Raw genomic sequence first — 17,425 nt, forward strand, 5'->3', positions numbered from 1 at the left:
CAGGCCGTCGGTACAGACACATTCCTGATCAGAATAGATGCCGGAGGCCGATCTCCACGCCGAGCTGATTTGACCCGGGATGCGGCGCTGCAGGGACCGCGCTGGAAGCCGAAACTGAGTAGATGCCCTGCTTGCCGCTGTTTTTCATGTAGGCGAACACGCCATAGACGGCCGTGCGCTTGCTGAGGTTGTAGTTCGCCCGCAAGGTACCCATCGTGCCGGTCGCGTCGTAGGCGCTGCTGTGGACATGCGCGATCTGACCATCGAAGACCCATGCGCTATACGGCACCGACGCACCGAGGTATTCGATATCGACCCGCGCCGAGCGGGCATCGCCCTCGACCATACGATGCAGCCATCCGGCGCCCACCCGCACGGACCTGATGTTGAAATACCCATCCAGCTGGTAGCGCCGGTCGGTGTCGCCGGACTTCGTGAAGGCGATACCCGGCACACCCGGAACGATCGTGACCGGCGTCGCGCCCGCACCGCCGCGTTGCTCGTCGTAGGTCGCCGCGGCGCCCCATGCGTTGCCGTCGTACTTGAGCATGGCGGAAATGGCGCGACAGGCGAGGAAGTCATTGGCCGTCTGCCCTGCGCAATTTCCCGCCGCGCTGGAATCGCGGCCGAACGAATAGCTGGCGCCGACCGTCAGGCCAGAAAACGTGCCCATGTACACCACGTCGTTGTCGAAACGCGCGGCAAGCAGATAAGGATCGAACGATGCGAGCCCGCCAAATCCTCCCGCGCCCATGATGTTCGACTCCGCCATGCCCCAGTTCGTCATGCTGTACTGGCGGCCGAACGTAAGCTGCCCCCACGGGCCGCTCACGCCGACATAGGACTGCCGGCCAAACAGCCGGCCACCTTGCTGTAATGCCCCGTTCGACGCGGAAAATCCGCTTTCGAGCGTGAAGACCGTTTTGAGGCCCCCGCCCAGGTCTTCCGCGCCTTTGATGCCCCAGCGCGACGGCACGTCGCCTCCCCCGATCACCGGCATTCGCACAACCGAACCTCCCGTCGGCGTGGCATGCGTGATGAACTCGACACCCGTATCGACGATCCCGTAGAGCGTGACCGAGCTCTGCGCAAATGCCGGCGCGGATGCCATCGCAGTGACGGCGAACGCCGCAAGCCCCTTCTTCTTCATCAGATCTCCTCCAGCGCGGGCGCACGGCCACGCATTCCACGACGGCATATCGGCTGCGACGCCCCTTGAAATTGCATGCAACCTGTCACGATATCCGGCACGGCTCTTATGATTAGCAATCCTGTTTATATTGCAGACGCTGAATGCCCGAAAAATGCACGCTGCGGAAGACTCCGCAGCGTGCCCGGGTCAGACGGGCACTTCGCCTTCGAGCGTGATCCGGTTCAGCACACGTTCCGCCTCGCCGTAGTCATGCACGGCGTAGTGCATCGTGCAGCGGTTATCCCACATCACCACGTCGCCGGCCTGCCACATGTGGCGGTAGACGTTGTCGGGCGTCGTCGAGTGCTCGTACAGGAAGTCGAGCAGCGGACGGCTTTCGGCGACGGTCATGCCCTCGATCTGTTTGGCCGTTTCCGGGTGGCCGACATAGAGCGCCTTGCGCTGCGTTTCGGGGTGGGTTCGCACGATCGGATGAACCGCTTCGGGGACCTTGTCGATGTTTCTCATGCGCGCCAGTCGCAGGCCGGCAAAGCGTGCGCGCAGGCTTTCGAGCATGCGCTGCATGGTCGGCGACAGACGCTCGTACGACACGTACTGGTTGCACCACATCGTGTCGCCGCCGTGCGGCACAACGACGGCCGAGAGGATCGAGATCTTCGGCGGCACCGGCGTATAGATCGAGTCCGAATGCCATGCTTCCGTCGAAGCCGTTTCCTTTGGAATCTTCGTGACCTGGATCAGGCCGGGGAAACCGGGCACCGGCGGATCGAGCGGGTTGTTCTGGGCGGGATTGCCCCAGAGCTTCGCAAATTCGATATGTGCGGCCGGCTGCAGGAACTGCCCACGGAAGACCAGCACACCGTGGTCGAGAAATGCGCGATGCAGCACGTCAAACGTATCGCGGTTAATGGGCTCGTTCAGGCTGACGCCTTCGACCAGCCCGCCGGTCGTGCCCGTCAGCGGGGTAATCCGGATGCTCATCCATGTCTCCTGTGTGTTGACGCTATGCGTCACTTTTCGTCGGATTCGTCACGCCACCGTCAGCACGATCTTGCCGACGTGCTGATCGAGTTGCATGTACGCGTGTGCTTCGCCAATCGCATCGATCGAAAAGGTTCGATCAATCGGCAGCCGGATACGGCCCGCTTCCAGCGCGGGCAGCAGATCGCGCGCGCAGGCCTGAATGCATTCGAGCCGCTCCGCTTCGGTGCGCGTGCGAAACGTCACGCCGATCAGTTTCAGGCGCTTGAGCCACAGCTTTGCCAGGTCGATCTGCGCAGTCGGGGAACCCACGCGCGCGATCTGAACCAGTCTGCCCTTCACCGCGAGGCTATCCATGTTCGCCTCGAATACCGGGCCGCCCAGAGTATCGATGACGACGTCCACACCGCGCCCAGCCGTCGCTGCCATCACGGCTTCCACCTGCGATTCGCGCGACGAGTCGATGCCCACGTCCACGCCGAACTGGCTCAGTTTGTCGAGCTTCGCAGCGGAGCGGGACGTCGCGATCACCGGCTTCGCCCCGAGCACCGAGGCAATCTGGATGGCCGCCATGGCCACGCCACCCGACGCCCCGTTGACCAGAATCGATTCGCCCTCGCGGAGCTGGCCGTTGGTCACGACGGCGTCGTGCGCCGTGATAAACACGTTGGGAAACGCGGCCGCGTCGATCCAGGAGAGGTTGTCAGGCACACGCATCAATGCCCGCGGGTCTGCGATCACGTATTCCGCCTGGCAGTTGCGCCCGTGACCCATCACCCGGTCGCCCTTGCGCCAGAGCGTCACACCCTCTCCGACCTGCTCCACTTCACCGGCGAACTCGACGCCGGCGGTAATCGCGCTGCCCGAGCGCAGTTCGCCCGCCTGCTTGATCTCGCCGCGATTCAGCCCCGTAGCGCGCACCCTGACCAGCACCTGTCCCGCGCCGACCTGCGGCACGGGAATATCCAGAACTTCCACTCTGCCACCATCGGGCGTCGGTGTCACACGAACTGCTTTCACTATTCCTTTCTCCTCTAATTGAATTCGCCCCTACGCGATCAACCGGCGGCCGTCACCTTACTGCGGATAACCGACAACAGCGCGAGCGCACGATCCGCAGCTGCCTCGGCGCCGGGCCAGTTTCCGCGCACGAATGGCGGACGCAGGTCTTCGATCTCCGAGAGCGCGCGAACCGTTTCATCAGCGGCAACACACAGTCGCCGGTATTCGTTCACCGTCAGCAGATAACTGTGAAATACATCGCCCGTTGGCTGCGTGACACCCATGCGGTGCAGTGCGGCGTTCAGCCAGTGTGTACCCGCGAGCATTGCGCCTTCTATCTTCATCTCCCAGTCGTTCGCGCCGCACTTTTGCAGCGACCGCTCGATACGCGTTGCGGCCGCCAGGTGCTGTTCAAAGTCCATGCCCATCCCCTTTCAAGCGATTGTCCAAGAGCAGCAGACACTGCCTGAGTGCCGCATCGCACTCCTCAACAATCGCGGCTGTCGGCGTCCGCCCCTCACGCACGCATGGATCCCGGTGCCGCTCGATCGTTTCCATCAGGTGCATCATCGACGCCACGTCTTCTGGCACTCGTGCCTCGATGACCGGACGCCCGACATGCAATATGTCTCCGACCGACCGGAACGCTGCCCTCAATCCACCGTCGCACTGGGGAACGAGATAAACGCCCGGCTGCGTCGGATACATGTCGTCACTCGCGGTAATGCCGCCATGATGGAGTGCCGCGTTCACCGCGTGCGTGCCGGCCGTCATGCCGGCCCAGAACCAGAGATCGAAATCCTGAAGCGGATCCATGCGGTTGCGTAAAGACTCCAGCCTCGCGATCTTCTCAAGGTGGGATTGCACATTCATCAGAATCTGTCTCCTCGCATTTGCGCCCCTGCAAGTGCAGCGGATGGTTTGAAAGATAGACGCCAGCCACATCCAAGTCAACACTTCTATATAGGAGTTCAGGAAAATACCTATATAGGAGTTGTTCGCACTCTCCTATGCTTCATTCACCGAGAGGTTGATTGAACGCATCGTTTCAAGGCCGATCGATCACCGTCAGGGTTTCCGCAATTTGTCTCAAGATATATATAGGAGTTGGATGATGCCCCGTGCCATCGTGCTTCACCCCTCGGACAACGTCGCGACGCTGCTCGATCCCGGCAAAGAGGGAGAACGCTGCATCCTGCAGGGCGAAGGATCCGGGCAGGTCACGTTGCGGCAGGACGTGCCCTTCGGACACAAGATCTGCATCGTGCAAACGGCTGCGGGCGACAAGGTGCTCAAGTACGGGCAGGTGATCGGCTCTGCGCGCAAGGCCCTCGTCGTCGGCGAGCACGCACATGTCCACAACATCGATTCCACCCGCGCTCGCGGCGATCTGAATACGAGGTAAGCAGATAATGAAGACGTTTTTTGGCTATCGGCGCGCGAATGGCGCTGTGGGTGTGCGCAACTGGGTCGCCGTCGTTTCTGTCATGGACAACTGCAATCCGGTGACGCGGTCGATTGCGGGCGCGGTCGAGGGCACGATCGCCGTCACCACGCTGTTTGTGCGCGGGCAGTTCGGCGCCGACCTGGACTTTGCGTACGAATCGATTGCCGGCCTGGGCCGCAATCCGAACATCGCCAGCGTGCTGCTGGTGGGACTCGAGGAATCCTCCACCGAGGAAGTCGCCGCCCGCATTCGGGCTACCGGCAAGCCCGTCGAGGCCGTGCACCTGCAGCCGCACGGCACCATTGACTGCATTGCGCAAGGCACGCGCAAGGCGCTGAAACTTTCGATCGAGGCCTCGCGCCTGCGTCGCGAAGCGTGCCCGGTGTCGGAACTGGTCGTCGGGGTCGAGTGTGGCGGGTCCGACACGACCTCCGGTCTCAGCTGCAATCCGGTTATCGGACGGATGGCGGACGAAATCATCGCCGAAGGCGGCACCGTGATCATTTCCGAAACCTCGGAGTTCATCGGCGCGGATCACCTGTTCGCCGCACGCGCCGTCGATGAATCGGTCAGGACCGCCTTCGTCGAGGCCGTTCGCAACATGGAGAATCTCGCGCTCGCCCGTGGCGTCGACATGCGCGACTCCCAGCCTTCGCCCGACAACAAGCGCGGCGGGCTGACCACGGTCGAGGAAAAAGCGCTGGGTGCGATGGCGAAGGCCGGCTCGAGCCCGCTCGTCGGGGTGCTCCGCTATGGCGAAGCCCCGCAGCGCAAGGGCCTGCACTTCATGGACGCACCGGCCGCGGCAGTCGAGAACCTGACCGGGCTTGCCGCCGCCGGTTGCCAGCTCACGTTCTTCGGCACCGGGGTCGGCAACCCGATCGGCAGTATGGTGGCGCCGACGATCAAGGTGTGTGGCAATATCCAGACCTTGCAAACGATGGCGGATAACATCGACTTCGACGCAAGCGGGATCCTTGAAAAAGGCATGAAAATTTCACAGATCGGCGACGAGCTGTTCCAGTACGCGATGGATGTCGCATCGGGTACACGTCTCGCAAGCGAGGTGCTGGACGTCAGGGAAACAGCGATCAGCCGTTTCGAACGCAGTCTCTGAGACAAAATGACCAAGCTATCCATGGTGTCGGACGCAATCATCCGGCACATCGAATCCCAGGCGCTTCGCGAGGGTGATCGCCTGCCCTCCGAGGGCGAACTGGCTGCAAGCCACGGCGTGAGCGTCGGCACCGTCCAGAAGGCACTCACGCAGCTCGTGCACTCGGGCGTCATCACGCGCGAGCAGGGCCGCGGCACGTTCGTCTCGGGCTCGCGCGTCGCGCCGGCCGATGTCCGTTACCTGCGCTTTCACGACGCCGACGGCAATGAGTTGCCCGCTTACGTGCATGCGCGCGCGGTCAAGCGTCTGAAGCGCAAGGGGCCATGGTCCGACTTCCTGGATGGCGAAGGTTATGTGCGCATCGATCGCGTAATCAGCGTCGGCGGGCGTTTCGATCTATATAGCGAGTTCTGGCTACGCGAGGAAGATTTCGCCGAGCTGGGTGGCGTGAACCGCGCCGCACTCGAAAAGAACCTGCGTGAGCTGGTCGCGCAACGTCTGTCTCTGCCGACGTTGCGCGTGGACCAGTGGATCCGGTTCGGCGAACTGCCTGCCGCTGCCGCGCGCGAACTGGGCCTCGAGTCCAAAGTGCCCGGATTCATCATGGAACTGCGTGGCTATACGCTGCGCAACCGGCCCCTTTACTACCAGTCGATCTATTCGGGGCCGTTTGCCGAACGACTGGTCATCCTCCGGGAGAATGGACAATGAACCAGCGCCTGCGTCCCGACGCGCTCGCCGAATGGACGGCGGCCGTGCTGGAAACCTGCGATGTACCACCGGAGCAGGCCACCGAGGCGGCATCGATGCTTGTTCGCAGTGAACTGCGCGGCTACAAGACACATGGCATGACGCGTCTCGCCTCGTACGTCGACCGGCTTCAGTCGAACGCCTTCAATCCCAGGCCACAAATGACCAGCCGCGCCTTTGCCGGCGGCATCGTTCTGGACGCGGATGGCGCGATGGGGCACGTTGCCGGCCCCCATGCCGTGCGCCTCGGGCTCGAAGCGCTCAAAACAAGCGCGTCGGTGCTGGTCGTGTTGCAGTCGTGCGCTCACCTGGGTGCGCTCGGCATTCATACGCTGCTCGCTGCCGAAGGCGGCGCCTTCAGCATGATGGGGCAGCACACCCCGCCAGCGCTGGCGATGGAAGGCTTTACCGGCGCGGCGATCGGACACAATCCGATCGCGTTCGGGTGCCCGGTGCCCGATGAGGCACCGATCGTGTTCGACGTCGCGTGCAGCGTCGCGGCGCGTGGCCATATCCTGCTTGCGGCGCGCGAGAACCAGCCCATTCCCGAGGGCTGGGCGCTCGATGCGGAAGGCTGCCCCACCACCGATGCGAAGCGTGCGCTGGACGGGTTCCTCGTGCCGATGGGCGGACACAAGGGCATTGGCATTGCAATGATGGTCGAATGCCTCGCTGGCGCGCTCACGGCCGGGGCACCTACTCCGCCCGTCAGTCGTGGCGACGCGATGCAAGGGGCGTTCCTCTGGCTGGTGAACCCCGCTAGCTGGGGTGGCCAACAGGCCTTCGGCGATTACATGCACAAATGGACGCAGGTTTATCTTGCAGCCGGCGGCGAGGATGCGAGGCTGCCCGGCAACCGCGGCGATGCAATGGAGCGCGCCGGACGCGAACGCGGCATCGCCCTGCCCCCGGCGATCATGCAGGAACTGATGTCGCTCGGCGAACGACTGCGCATCCGGTTTCCTGCGTAGGTTTATCGAATCTGGTGCTGGATTCCTTCCACGCCATTCGATTAGTTATCCATATCAAATATCTTGGCGAGTGTCAGTCACATGAATGCCCCCCTTACCGAATCGACCCGAAAGGCCATGGAGGTCGTCACGCTAGACGACAAATATTCACTGGAAACGGGGCGCGCCTTCATGAGCGGCGTGCAGGCACTGGTGCGCCTTCCACTGATGCAACGCCGGCGCGATGCACTCGCCGGCCATCAGAGCGCCGCCTTCATTTCCGGGTATCGCGGCTCGCCGCTTGGCACTTACGATCAGGCGCTCTGGCAGGCCAAAAGACATCTCGCAGAACAGCACGTGGTGTTCCAGCCGGGCGTCAACGAGGAACTGGGCGTGACGGCCGTCTGGGGCTCGCAGCAGGTCGAGTTCGACCGGGACAACAGGAAATACGACGGCGTGTTCGGCATCTGGTATGGCAAGGGCCCGGGTGTGGACCGCAGCGCGGACGCCCTCAAGCATGCCAACCTGGCCGGTACTGCGCCCCTTGGAGGCGTCATCGCACTGGCCGGGGATGACCACGTCTCCAAGAGCAGCACGCTCGCGCACCAGAGCGACCACACCTTCATCGCCTGCGGTCTGCCCGTGTTCTTTCCGTCGAGCGTGCAGGACATTCTCGACCTCGGCATCCATGCCTTTGCCATGAGCCGTTACAGCGGCCTGTGGGCGGGCATGAAGACCGTGCAGGAGGTGGTCGAATCGGGCGCGCCGGTCGAGACCGATTCGGAGCGCGTGCGCATCATCCTGCCCGACGATTTCGCGATGCCGGAAGGTGGCCTGCATATCCGCTGGCCCGACGCCCCGCTCGTCCAGGAAGCGCGGATGATGGAGTACAAGTGGCCGGCAGCCCTTGCCTATATCCGTGCGAACCGGCTGAATCACAATGTCATCGAGGGACCGCACGACCGGCTCGGCATCATCGCGACCGGCAAGGCGTACAGCGACACGCGTCAGGCACTGCTCGACCTCGGACTGGACGATGCGCGGTGCCGGGAACTCGGTATCCGCCTGCACAAGGTCAGCGTGGTGTGGCCGCTCGAACCACAAAGCGTGCGCGAATTTGCGCGTGGGCTGCGCGAAATCCTCGTGGTCGAGGAAAAGCGTCCGCTCGTGGAGCAACAGCTCAAAGACGAGCTCTACCATTACCCTTCCGACCTGCGTCCCGTCATCGTCGGCAAGTACCGTGACGACGGCACCAGCCATCGCGGGGGCGAATGGAGTCACTCCTCGCCGGGCGACGACTGGTTGCTGCGCGCGAAGGCCGATCTCTCCCCGTCGCTCGTCGCAAAGGCGGTCGCGAGCCGTCTGAAAAAGCTCGGCGTACCCGCGGATGTCGCCGCGCGCATGGATATCCGGCTCGCGGAAATCGACGCGCGCGAACGCGCCGCTTCCGAACCCGCCGGCGGCGCTGAACGGCTGCCCTGGTTCTGCCCGGGTTGCCCGCACAACACCAGCACCCGCGTGCCCGACGGTTCGCTCGCGACAGCGGGAATCGGATGCCACGGCATGGTGGTATGGATGGACCGCTCGACCACTTCCTGGTCGCAGATGGGCGGCGAAGGCGTTTCGTGGATGGGCCAGGCGCCATTCACGACGCGCAAGCACATGTTCGCGAACATCGGCGACGGCACGTACAACCACTCCGGACTGCTCGCCATCCGGCAATCGATTCATGCCCGCGTCAACATCACCTACAAAGTGCTCTTCAACAGCGCAGTGGCCATGACGGGCGGACAGCCCGTAGACGGTCAGCTCGACGTGCCCGGCATGACGCGCGAACTGGCCGCGGAGGGGGTAAAGCGCATCGTCGTGGTGGCCGATGATCCCGCAAAGTACACCGGAGTCGCGAACCTCGCGGAGGGAGTCACGGTGCGTCATCGGGACGAGCTCGATGCCGTGCAGCGCGAACTGCGCGAAGCGGAAGGCACCACCGTCATCATCTACGATCAGGTCTGCGCGACCAAGAAGCGCCGCGAGCGCAAGCGCGGCACGATGGCCGACCCTGCGAAGCGCGTCATCATCAATGAACTGGTCTGCGAAGGCTGCGGGGACTGCTCGGTCGAAAGCAACTGTGTTGCGGTGCAGCCTCTCGAGACCGAATTCGGCCGCAAGCGCGAGATCAACCAGAACACGTGCAACAAGGACTTCTCCTGTGTGAAGGGCTTCTGCCCGAGCTTCGTCACCGTCGAGGGCGGACAGCTCAGGAAGCCCCAGGCCGCGCGCAAGGCCGGACTCGCGGACATGCCTGCGCTGCCTGTGCCGCAGCTGCCCGATGCTGCCGTTGCATCGAGGATCGTGGTGGCCGGCGTGGGCGGGACCGGGGTCGTCACCATCGGCCAGGTGCTCGGCATGGCCGCGCACCTCGAAGGCAAAAGCGTGATCACGCAGGACGCAACCGGGATGGCCCAGATGGGCGGCGCCACCTGGAGTCACATCCAGATTGCCGGTGACGCAAGCGCCCTGCACGCTTCGCGAGTCGACGTGGCGATGGCGGATCTGGTGATCGCCTGCGACACCGTCGTCGGCGCGCAGAAGACGACACTGTCGACAATGCTGCCGGGCCGGACATACGTCGTGCTGAACAGCCACGCCACGCCCACCGCGGCGTTCGTGCGCAACCCCGACTGGAAGTCGCCGAACGACGAGGCCCTGGCGGCGATCTCGGCCGGCGTCGAACCCGACCATCTCGGAGTCTTCGACGCGGAACAGGTCGCGACCCAACTGCTCGGCCAGTCGATCTACTCGAACCTGATGCTGCTCGGTTATGCTTGGCAGAAGGGGCGCGTGCCGCTCTCGCGCGCCACGCTGATGCGCGCCATCGAGCTCAATGGCGTGCAGGTCGACAGCAATAAGGCGGCGTTCGAATGGGGCCGTCATTGTGCGCACCATTTCGCGAAGGTGCCGATGCAGGCCGCCGACGCCCAGGTAATCCAGTTCGCGAAGAAGCCGTCGGTGCATGAAATCATCAGCAAGCGCAGCGAGTTTCTCATCAGCTACCAGAACCGCGCTTACGCCGATCGCTATGCAGCATTTGTGGCGAAGGTGCAGCAAGCTGAGTCGCGCATTGGCGGTCACCGGCTGACCGAGACCGTCGCCCGATACCTGTTCAAGCTGATGGCGTACAAGGACGAATATGAGGTGGCGCGCCTGCACACGGATGCGGCATTCACGAAAAAGGTGGAGGGGATGTTCGAAGGCGACTTCAAACTGGTTCACCATCTCGCCCCGCCGCTCTTCGCGAAGCAGGATGCGAATGGCGAACCCGTCAAGCGGCCGTTCGGCCCGTGGGTCCGCAGCGCATTTCGCGTTCTCGCCGCACTGCGCGGCCTGCGCGGGACGTTCCTCGATCCGTTCGGCCACACCGGCGAACGCCGGACCGAACGTGAGCTCATCCGCGAATACCAGGCCTGCATCGAGGAAATCCTGCCTGTGCTTTCGAAATCCAACCTGACGCTCGCGCTGGATATCGCGAGCCTTCCCGAAGGTATCCGGGGTTACGGCCACGTCAAGGGGCGCAACCTGGACGCGGTGCGCACGAAATGGACCGCTCTCATGCAGCAGTGGCGCCTGGCGAAAACGTCCAGGTCCACACCCGCCGTCGGCAACGGCGTCGCACGCTGACGGATAGCCTCACGTTCAGTTGATGGAAAAACGAGTCCGGCGGACGGCCCTGGACGGTGCCGCCATCCAGACGTGCAATACAGGCACCTATCCGCCAAAGAGCGGGCAACTACTGGCCTCGCCAGACAAATCAGGAGACACTCATGTCGAACCCCCGTGTCGCGCCCGGCGCTCATCCTCCCATGACGTCGTCCACATCGGCATCCCGGCCTCTTTCCAAACCCATGGTCATCGCGGCGATAACCGTAGGTAGCGGCCTCGAACTGTACGACTCGGTCGTCTACAACTTCTTCGCCACGCTGATCGGCCCGCTCTATTTCCCCGTGACCGATCGCGTGGGCCAGCTGCTGCTGTCGTTTGCGGCGTTCGGGGTCGGCTATGTGATGCGGCCGGTCGGCGGGCTGGTCATCGGAGCATATGCCGACCGCGTCGGACGCAAGCCAGCTGTCGTACTCACGCTCTGGCTGATGGCGCTAAGCGCTGCGGTTCTCGTGTTGACGCCCACCTATGCGCAGATCGGTATTGCCGCGCCTATCCTGATGACGGCCGCGCGACTGCTCCAGGGTTTTGCCATCGGCGGCGAAATGGGCCCCGCAAGCGCCATGCTTCTCGAGTATGCGGACGACCGGTCACGGGGCTTCTACACGAGCTGGCAACCCTTCAGCCAGGGGCTTGCCGCAGTCTTCGCGGCGCTCGTCGCGCTCGCGCTGGCGAACCTCCTGACGCCGCCCGCGCTGACTTCCTGGGGATGGCGCGTCGCTTTCGTGATTGGCGTGCTTGTCATCCCGATCAGCGTAATGATCCGCAGCCGTCTCGACGAAACGCTGGTGCCCACGAAGTGGGGGGACAGCACCGCCGAAACGCACTGGCAGCTCGCCACGCGTCACTGGCGCGCGCTGGTCGCGACGGTGCTGCTCATGATCGGGCTCGCCTCCGCCGTGCATATGGTCGTCTTTTATCTGCCGAACTATGCCGCGATTGAACTGCATATTCCGCTCTCACGGTCGATCTGGGCCGGATTCGTCGGCTCCCTGCTGCTGGTGATCCTCTCCCCGTTCTCCGGCTGGCTGAGCGATCGGATCGGCCGCCGCACGGTTGTGTGGTGGTCTCGAATTGCGATGCTGGTGTTGATCTACCCGGCCTTCCTGATGTTGAACAGTCATCCATCGCTCTCCACCGTGCTGGGCGTTGCGGCTATGCTCGGCGTGCCGATGGCGATGACTTCGCCGGCCACGCTTGTGCTCGTCAGCGAGGTGCTGCCGCAGCGTCTTCGGGCCACGGGGCTCTCGGTCAGCTATTACGTTGCTACCGTCATCTTCGGCAGCTTCTCCCAGTTTTTCTCGACGCTGCTGATTCACCTGACCCACAATGCCGATTCACCGGCGTTCTACGTGATCGGCTGCGGTTTGCTCTCGCTGGTCGGCCTGGCGATGGTTCCGGAAACGATGGGTCGCCGCCTGAAGTAGCCAATCTTCGAGAACATCCGGCATGGCAGGATTTCATGCACATGCAAACTGAATCGATCGGTATCGTTCGCGCTGGCACGATGGGCAACGGGATCGCCCAGACCGCCGCCATCGCCGGGTTGAAGGTCGTCATGATCGACGTGACCGAGGCCGCCCTCTCCAGAGGAGTGGCGAGCCTCAGCAGCAGTCTCGAGCGACTGGTTACGAAGGGCAAGCTTGATCCGGTGTCCAACGCCTCTCCTGTTCGATCTTGATGCGCCCCGGGGCGGCGCATCGCGCGAGATCAATGGAACGCGGTAAGGTCGCGCGCCGCTGCCATGCTTCTCGCAGTAGGCAAGGTATCGCTGCAACGCTGTTTTCCAGTTCTCGATGGCCACCACCTTGTCGCTCCCGTCGAGGAAGACGAGATCGCCAGTCACGATCACGAGCGACTGCACGTAGCCGCCCGTGCCTTCCGTGCTGACGATTTCAGGTGTGTGCGTCGAGGCCGCTGTTTCGTACATCACACTGCCCGGCCCCGCGACCCCGCGGCTTTTGCGCTCATGCAATGGTCTCGCGCATCAGTTGTTCGCGAGTCATCCACAGATTGCTCAGAGTAAACAGCGTGTGCAACTGCTGCGGCTTCTTCATCAACCCGCGATAGCGCACCTTTAGATGCGACCGTGCGCGGCGATGAACATGGCGACGGCCGACCGGCAATAGGATTCGATTTCGTTGTCGTCCTCTGCTCTCGCCTCATCGAAGCGTGCGATAAGCAGGAGATCGGATCCTTTGAAAAGCGCGGCAAACAAGCGGGCGGACCGGAGAGCATCGGGCACGTTCAGAATCGCCTTCGCGTGCAACTGACGCAACACGGCCTCGATCTGGGCGATGACATGGGCGGGCCCGGCTTCGTAATGGAGCTTGCTTAACGACTTTTGATTCGTCTTGTCGGCCAAAACCATGGCTTCGACACTGCGGACGTCCGGGCTCAACAGCGTGCGAAGCAGGGATGATCCCACCGCCATGAGCTGATCTTCGGCCGAACCGTCGACGCCTTCAGAAAGGGCCTGTGGTGCAAATTGATGGCAGCGGGCCACCATGGCCGCGCTGAACAACGCCTCCTTGTTCTCGAAGTGCCGATAGATGCTTAGCTTGGAAATCTTCGCCCGCTGGGCGACCTTGTCCATGGTCGTCGCTTGAAAACCCAATTCCACAAAGAGTTCGCAGGCGGCGTCGACTATCGTCTGGCGAAGCGCCTCGTTGGCGGGCCGGCCCCGCCGGCCCTGGCTGTTTTCAGTCATGACAATTACGGTACTTGACAGTATTCAAATTCTTGAATTACGATACCACTCAGTATCTTAAATGTGCAAACCAAGGGCAGGTCTCAACCGGTTGTCCGAATCAGGTTTCCCCGGGCCGCCCGGCGATAGCGAATGCGGCATTGTCCGACCGTTCAACACAGTGATGGGCCACTTTCTCGCCGATGCCGATGCCGAAACCCTGCCCGCCGGACGCCTCGAACGCGTATCGCCGGACGATATTGCACAGCACGCCCAGCCCACCCCTCCATCCACAACACGGAATCCATCACCATGGATGACGTCATCATCATCGGCGGCAGCTTTGCCGGCCTCGCCGCGTCCCTGCAGCTCGGCCGTGCCCGCCGCAAGGTCACGGTTCTCGATACCGGCCGGCCGCGCAACCGCTTTGCAGGCCACTCGCATGGCCTGCTCGGCCACGATCACAAGCCGCCATTGGACATCCTGGCCGAGGCGCGGCAGCAGCTGGCGCGCTATCCAACGATCAGGCTGGTCGATGCCCGGGCCGAGAGCGTGTCTGGCGCCGTCGACGATTTCTGCGTCGTCACTGACGATAACGAAAGCCTAAGGGCGCGCCGCCTGATCCTGAGCTATGGCGTCTCCGACCAGATGCCTGATGTTCCGGGCTTTGCCGAAAGCTGGGGTACGTCCATCGTGCCCTGCCCCTATTGCGACGGCTTTGAAGTCGCCGGCCAGCATTGGGGCCTCGTCTGGTCCGGCCCGCAGTCGCACCAGTCTGTCAGGCTGTTCCGCGATTGGACGGACAAGTTGACTGTGTTCGCCGATGGTCATGACATTGCGCCCGATATCCAGGCCGATCTGGCGCGCCGCAACGTACCTGTCGTCGATGGCCGGATCGTCGAGATCGCCCATCACAACGGCCATATCACCACCGTCAATCTCGATACCCGCCGCAATATCGCGGTCGACGTCCTGTTCGCCCAGCCGCGCAACAGGCCGTCCGCAAGCCTGCATGAATCGCTGGGCCTCGCCACGGTCGAAACGACCACCGGCATCGTCCTCAAGGTCGACGAGCGCCGCCAAACCAGCATGCCCGGCATCTACGCCGCTGGCGACCTTACCACGCCCTTCTTGCCCTCGGTCACCCAGGCATCATCGCAGGGCGCGATGGCGGGTATCGTCGCCCAGCAGTCGATGCTGGTTTGAGAGCACGGATTCCCTTCTCCCGTTGCGTCTTCGCTGTCGAAAAGGTTGGCGTAGATCGGCGCGGTGAAGTACTGATCGTCGAGATTGACGGAATGGCAGGAGCGGTTGTCCTTCGAGGTCTGGCGCCAGGCGGCACCGATCTCGATGCCTGAGACGATCACACGCAGGTCTTGCGCCTTATCGCAGGTGGAGGCGGGTTTGTTCGAGACGGTACGCACGTTGCCATCGGTTCGGCTCCCCGTTGCCTCGAACAAAGGGTAGCGAGTTAAGAACGAATCAGAACAAGGAGATGACATGGCAAAGGAAAATGCCTATCAGGTGGCCGACTGGAATGGTCAAAGCGGGGAGCGCTGGGTCGCCAACCAGGCCCGGCTCGACGCCATGGTGGCGGTGTTCGGCCACGCCGCGATAGAAGCCGCCGCGCCCATGACGGGCGAGCACGTGCTGGACGTCGGCTGCGGCGCGGGCGCGTCGAGTCTGGCTCTGGCCGCCTGCGTCGGCGCGGGGGGCCAGGTGCTCGGCGTGGACATATCCGAACCGCTGATCAGCCGGGCGCGCGCGCTAGTGCCACAGGATACGCCGGTCCTGTTCCAGGTGGCCGACGCCAGCAGCGCCGAGCTGCCCGAGGGCGCGTTCGACATCCTGTTCTCGCGTTTCGGGGTGATGTTCTTCGACGATCCGACAGCGGCGTTCGCCCATATGCGACGCGCGCTGCGGCCGGGCGGGCGGGTCGCTTTCGTCTGCTGGCGCGGCGCGGCCGAAAACGATTGGGTGCGCCTGCCGATGGGCGCGCTCAAGGGCATCGTCCCGCCAAGCGCGCTGCCCGATCCCGAAGCGCCCGGCCCATTTTCGTTCGGCGACCGGGGGCGCGTGGCACGCATCCTGACGGCGGCCGGCTTCACCGATATCGCTATCGCGCCCTTCGATGCTTCCGTCCCGTTCGGCGAGGGCGAGACGCGGGACGCGGCGATCGACGACGCGGTGAAGATGACGCTCGAGGTCGGCCCACTGTCGCGTGCGCTCGCTGATCAGCCCGACGACATCCGCGCCCGCGCCTCGGCCGCGGTTCGTGCCGCCTTCGCGGGCCTCCCCGGCGAGCGGTCGGTGATGATCAACGGCGCGGCGTGGATCGTCATGGCACGCAATCCGGCAAGCTGACAGGGATTAACAGGGGAGATGCCCCGCTCGGTGGAGCTGGGCGTCTTTGGGCGCTCAGACTGATGTCCCTTCTGGGTTTGGAAGCCGCCATTGGCGAGCTAGATGCCTTGACGGCGGGGTACAGCGTTTGCACGACACTCGAAAACGTTGGTGCACGTGTTTAGGGATGCTATTCAAAATTTTTGCCGACCTGGCTGGTCGGAGAAGGTCTTTATACCGAACCTCGCGCTGCATTCGAGCCAGGTGCCGCACCGCTTGCACCGCATCGGCTCTATGTTGATGGCTCAGTGCAGCAAAACGAGTTCTGAACACGATCCCTAACGCGAAGCTGTTGCGACGCGTCGAGATCGTCATGACCATGGACGTCTGCAGCTGATTGCTCGTCGGCGCAGGGCGCGCCCGCGAATGTGATGCACAGACCACGTTGCGGCGAGAAAGAAAACTTCACACGAGCCCGAAAGTTTTCCTCAAGCTGGAGTCGACCGGACCGAAGGGCATGAAGCGCCGCAATTTGCGCAACAGCGATGCTTCGCCGGCCGGTGTGCGACGCATACGCCAGGCGCCAAGCGCCGCGTCGACAATCGTGTTTGCCACTCCGTCTGGCGCGGGAGCACCTTTGGCACTGTTGACGATTGCGCTCGATGCAAGCACCCGCTCGCGGTCATAGTCGGCGATTTTCGAGCTTGCCGCAGCGGTGTTGATGTCCAGGTTCGTCCTGGTAAAGGACGGTTCGACCAATGTTACCCGGATGCCGAACTGGCGCACCTCGTGATCCAGGGTTTCGGTCAGCCCCTCGACGGCATGCTTGGATGCCGAATAGAGTCCCATGTAGGGAGCGGGCAGGAACCCGAGCACCGAACTGACGTTGACGATCCTTCCGCCACGTTGCGCCCGCATATGGGGAAGTACTTCGTGTGTCGTACGCAGAATGCTGAGGAAGTTGGTATCGAACAACGACAAGGCCTCGGCAGTCGACGTTTCCTCCACGGCGCCGATCAGGCTCGTTCCCGCATTATTGACGAGTACGTCGATTCGCCCGGTGCGTTCGATGACGGACTGGATTCCGGCCTTGACCGAAGCATCGTCGCGAACATCCATCTCGACGAGCTCGACGCCGGCGACAGGCACCGCTTTTGCGAAGCTGCGTACTGTGCCAAACACGCGGCAACCTCGCCTCGCAAATTTTTGGGCGGTGGCGCGACCGATACCCGATGACACGCCGGTCACAACGACAACCGTGGAATTCGACATGAAC

16 protein-coding genes and 2 pseudogenes are annotated in these 17,425 nt (G+C 63.2%); 9 read left to right on the forward strand and 9 right to left on the reverse strand.

The window, feature by feature from the left end; all coding sequences use genetic code 11:
• Positions 1-28: 28 nt before the first annotated feature.
• From P5W98_RS28055 to P5W98_RS28075, 5 genes are all read right to left on the reverse strand, one after another.
• Positions 29-1,150 (reverse strand): porin, encoded by a 1,122-nt coding sequence (locus P5W98_RS28055; RefSeq protein ID WP_421027965.1) that lies wholly within the window; start codon positions 1,148-1,150, stop codon positions 29-31.
• A gap of 189 nt (positions 1,151-1,339) precedes the next feature.
• A complete protein-coding gene (locus P5W98_RS28060; protein ID WP_421027966.1) occupies positions 1,340-2,134 on the reverse strand; it encodes a TauD/TfdA dioxygenase family protein in 795 nt (264 codons plus the stop codon).
• 48 nt (positions 2,135-2,182) lie between these two features.
• The gene (locus P5W98_RS28065) at positions 2,183-3,154 is read right to left on the reverse strand and encodes a quinone oxidoreductase family protein (protein WP_421027967.1); all 972 of its coding nucleotides are present in this window, start codon (positions 3,152-3,154) and stop codon (positions 2,183-2,185) included.
• Positions 3,155-3,192: 38 nt separating this feature from the next.
• Complete coding sequence (locus P5W98_RS28070; RefSeq protein ID WP_421027968.1) at positions 3,193-3,558, reverse strand: hypothetical protein; 366 nt, start codon at positions 3,556-3,558, stop codon at positions 3,193-3,195.
• Positions 3,548-4,009 (reverse strand): hypothetical protein, encoded by a 462-nt coding sequence (locus P5W98_RS28075; protein ID WP_421027969.1) that lies wholly within the window; start codon positions 4,007-4,009, stop codon positions 3,548-3,550. Before P5W98_RS28075 ends, P5W98_RS28070 begins: the two co-directional genes overlap by 11 nt.
• 241 nt (positions 4,010-4,250) lie before the next feature.
• Between P5W98_RS28075 and P5W98_RS28080 the strand changes: the two genes are divergently transcribed.
• The 7 genes and pseudogenes from P5W98_RS28080 to P5W98_RS28110 form a co-directional block, all read left to right on the forward strand.
• Positions 4,251-4,541: a UxaA family hydrolase gene (locus P5W98_RS28080; protein WP_421027970.1), complete on the forward strand. Its 291-nt coding sequence runs from the start codon at positions 4,251-4,253 to the stop codon at positions 4,539-4,541.
• A gap of 4 nt (positions 4,542-4,545) precedes the next feature.
• Entirely contained in the window at positions 4,546-5,700 is a 1,155-nt protein-coding gene (locus P5W98_RS28085; RefSeq protein WP_421028057.1) for a UxaA family hydrolase, read from the forward strand.
• Positions 5,701-5,706: 6 nt separating this feature from the next.
• On the forward strand, positions 5,707-6,411 hold the full coding sequence (locus P5W98_RS28090; protein WP_421027971.1) for a GntR family transcriptional regulator: 705 nt from the start codon (positions 5,707-5,709) through the stop codon (positions 6,409-6,411).
• Positions 6,408-7,421, forward strand: coding sequence for an Ldh family oxidoreductase (locus P5W98_RS28095; RefSeq protein WP_421027972.1), 1,014 nt, complete (start codon positions 6,408-6,410; stop codon positions 7,419-7,421). Before P5W98_RS28090 ends, P5W98_RS28095 begins: the two co-directional genes overlap by 4 nt.
• 81 nt (positions 7,422-7,502) lie before the next feature.
• On the forward strand, positions 7,503-11,078 hold the full coding sequence (locus tag P5W98_RS28100; RefSeq protein ID WP_421027973.1) for an indolepyruvate ferredoxin oxidoreductase family protein: 3,576 nt from the start codon (positions 7,503-7,505) through the stop codon (positions 11,076-11,078).
• Positions 11,079-11,221: 143 nt separating this feature from the next.
• A complete protein-coding gene (locus tag P5W98_RS28105; protein ID WP_421027974.1) occupies positions 11,222-12,544 on the forward strand; it encodes an MFS transporter in 1,323 nt (440 codons plus the stop codon).
• A gap of 41 nt (positions 12,545-12,585) precedes the next feature.
• Positions 12,586-12,762, forward strand: a pseudogene (locus P5W98_RS28110) (3-hydroxyacyl-CoA dehydrogenase NAD-binding domain-containing protein); the annotation flags it as partial.
• Between the two features lie 322 nt (positions 12,763-13,084).
• On the opposite strand, the pseudogene P5W98_RS28115 reads toward P5W98_RS28110, so the two are convergent.
• Together P5W98_RS28115 and P5W98_RS28120 are read right to left on the reverse strand one after the other, a co-directional pair.
• Positions 13,085-13,204: pseudogene (locus P5W98_RS28115) on the reverse strand (IS5/IS1182 family transposase); the annotation flags it as partial.
• Positions 13,195-13,827: a TetR/AcrR family transcriptional regulator gene (locus P5W98_RS28120; RefSeq protein ID WP_421027975.1), complete on the reverse strand. Its 633-nt coding sequence runs from the start codon at positions 13,825-13,827 to the stop codon at positions 13,195-13,197. The pseudogene P5W98_RS28115 and the gene P5W98_RS28120, both read right to left, overlap by 10 nt.
• A 291-nt stretch (positions 13,828-14,118) precedes the next feature.
• On the opposite strand from P5W98_RS28120, the gene P5W98_RS28125 reads away from it, so the two are divergent.
• Entirely contained in the window at positions 14,119-15,012 is an 894-nt protein-coding gene (locus P5W98_RS28125; RefSeq protein ID WP_421027976.1) for an NAD(P)/FAD-dependent oxidoreductase, read from the forward strand.
• Here P5W98_RS28125 and P5W98_RS28130 read toward each other — a convergent pair.
• Entirely contained in the window at positions 14,907-15,308 is a 402-nt protein-coding gene (locus P5W98_RS28130; protein WP_421027977.1) for a DUF736 family protein, read from the reverse strand. The genes P5W98_RS28125 and P5W98_RS28130 overlap by 106 nt on opposite strands.
• On the opposite strand from P5W98_RS28130, the gene P5W98_RS28135 reads away from it, so the two are divergent.
• The gene (locus tag P5W98_RS28135) at positions 15,307-16,170 is read left to right on the forward strand and encodes a class I SAM-dependent methyltransferase (protein ID WP_421027978.1); all 864 of its coding nucleotides are present in this window, start codon (positions 15,307-15,309) and stop codon (positions 16,168-16,170) included. The two genes, P5W98_RS28130 and P5W98_RS28135, sit on opposite strands and share 2 nt — an antisense overlap.
• A gap of 444 nt (positions 16,171-16,614) precedes the next feature.
• Here P5W98_RS28135 and P5W98_RS28140 read toward each other — a convergent pair whose 3' ends face one another.
• Positions 16,615-17,421: an oxidoreductase gene (locus P5W98_RS28140; RefSeq protein WP_421027979.1), complete on the reverse strand. Its 807-nt coding sequence runs from the start codon at positions 17,419-17,421 to the stop codon at positions 16,615-16,617.
• Positions 17,422-17,425 lie beyond the last annotated feature (4 nt).

The sequence above is a fragment of the Paraburkholderia sp. A1BS-2L genome, from assembly GCF_051125205.1.
Lineage (GTDB): Bacteria > Pseudomonadota > Gammaproteobacteria > Burkholderiales > Burkholderiaceae > Paraburkholderia.

Bases quoted from the DNA above. Each gene is read 5' to 3' on its own strand.
- P5W98_RS28070 (WP_421027968.1), bottom strand. From the start codon at position 3,558: ATGGACTTTGAACAGCACCTGGCGGCCGCAACGCGTATCGAGCGGTCG.
- P5W98_RS28060 (WP_421027966.1), bottom strand. From the start codon at position 2,134: ATGAGCATCCGGATTACCCCGCTGACGGGCACGACCGGCGGGCTGGTC.
- P5W98_RS28095 (WP_421027972.1), top strand. From the start codon at position 6,408: ATGAACCAGCGCCTGCGTCCCGACGCGCTCGCCGAATGGACGGCGGCC.
- P5W98_RS28105 (WP_421027974.1), top strand. From the start codon at position 11,222: ATGTCGAACCCCCGTGTCGCGCCCGGCGCTCATCCTCCCATGACGTCG.
- P5W98_RS28135 (WP_421027978.1), top strand. From the start codon at position 15,307: ATGGCAAAGGAAAATGCCTATCAGGTGGCCGACTGGAATGGTCAAAGC.
- P5W98_RS28055 (WP_421027965.1), bottom strand. From the start codon at position 1,150: ATGAAGAAGAAGGGGCTTGCGGCGTTCGCCGTCACTGCGATGGCATCC.
- P5W98_RS28130 (WP_421027977.1), bottom strand. From the start codon at position 15,308: ATGTCATCTCCTTGTTCTGATTCGTTCTTAACTCGCTACCCTTTGTTC.
- P5W98_RS28140 (WP_421027979.1), bottom strand. From the start codon at position 17,421: ATGTCGAATTCCACGGTTGTCGTTGTGACCGGCGTGTCATCGGGTATC.
- P5W98_RS28120 (WP_421027975.1), bottom strand. From the start codon at position 13,827: ATGACTGAAAACAGCCAGGGCCGGCGGGGCCGGCCCGCCAACGAGGCG.
- P5W98_RS28080 (WP_421027970.1), top strand. From the start codon at position 4,251: ATGCCCCGTGCCATCGTGCTTCACCCCTCGGACAACGTCGCGACGCTG.
- P5W98_RS28090 (WP_421027971.1), top strand. From the start codon at position 5,707: ATGACCAAGCTATCCATGGTGTCGGACGCAATCATCCGGCACATCGAA.
- P5W98_RS28075 (WP_421027969.1), bottom strand. From the start codon at position 4,009: ATGAATGTGCAATCCCACCTTGAGAAGATCGCGAGGCTGGAGTCTTTA.
- P5W98_RS28100 (WP_421027973.1), top strand. From the start codon at position 7,503: ATGAATGCCCCCCTTACCGAATCGACCCGAAAGGCCATGGAGGTCGTC.
- P5W98_RS28125 (WP_421027976.1), top strand. From the start codon at position 14,119: ATGGATGACGTCATCATCATCGGCGGCAGCTTTGCCGGCCTCGCCGCG.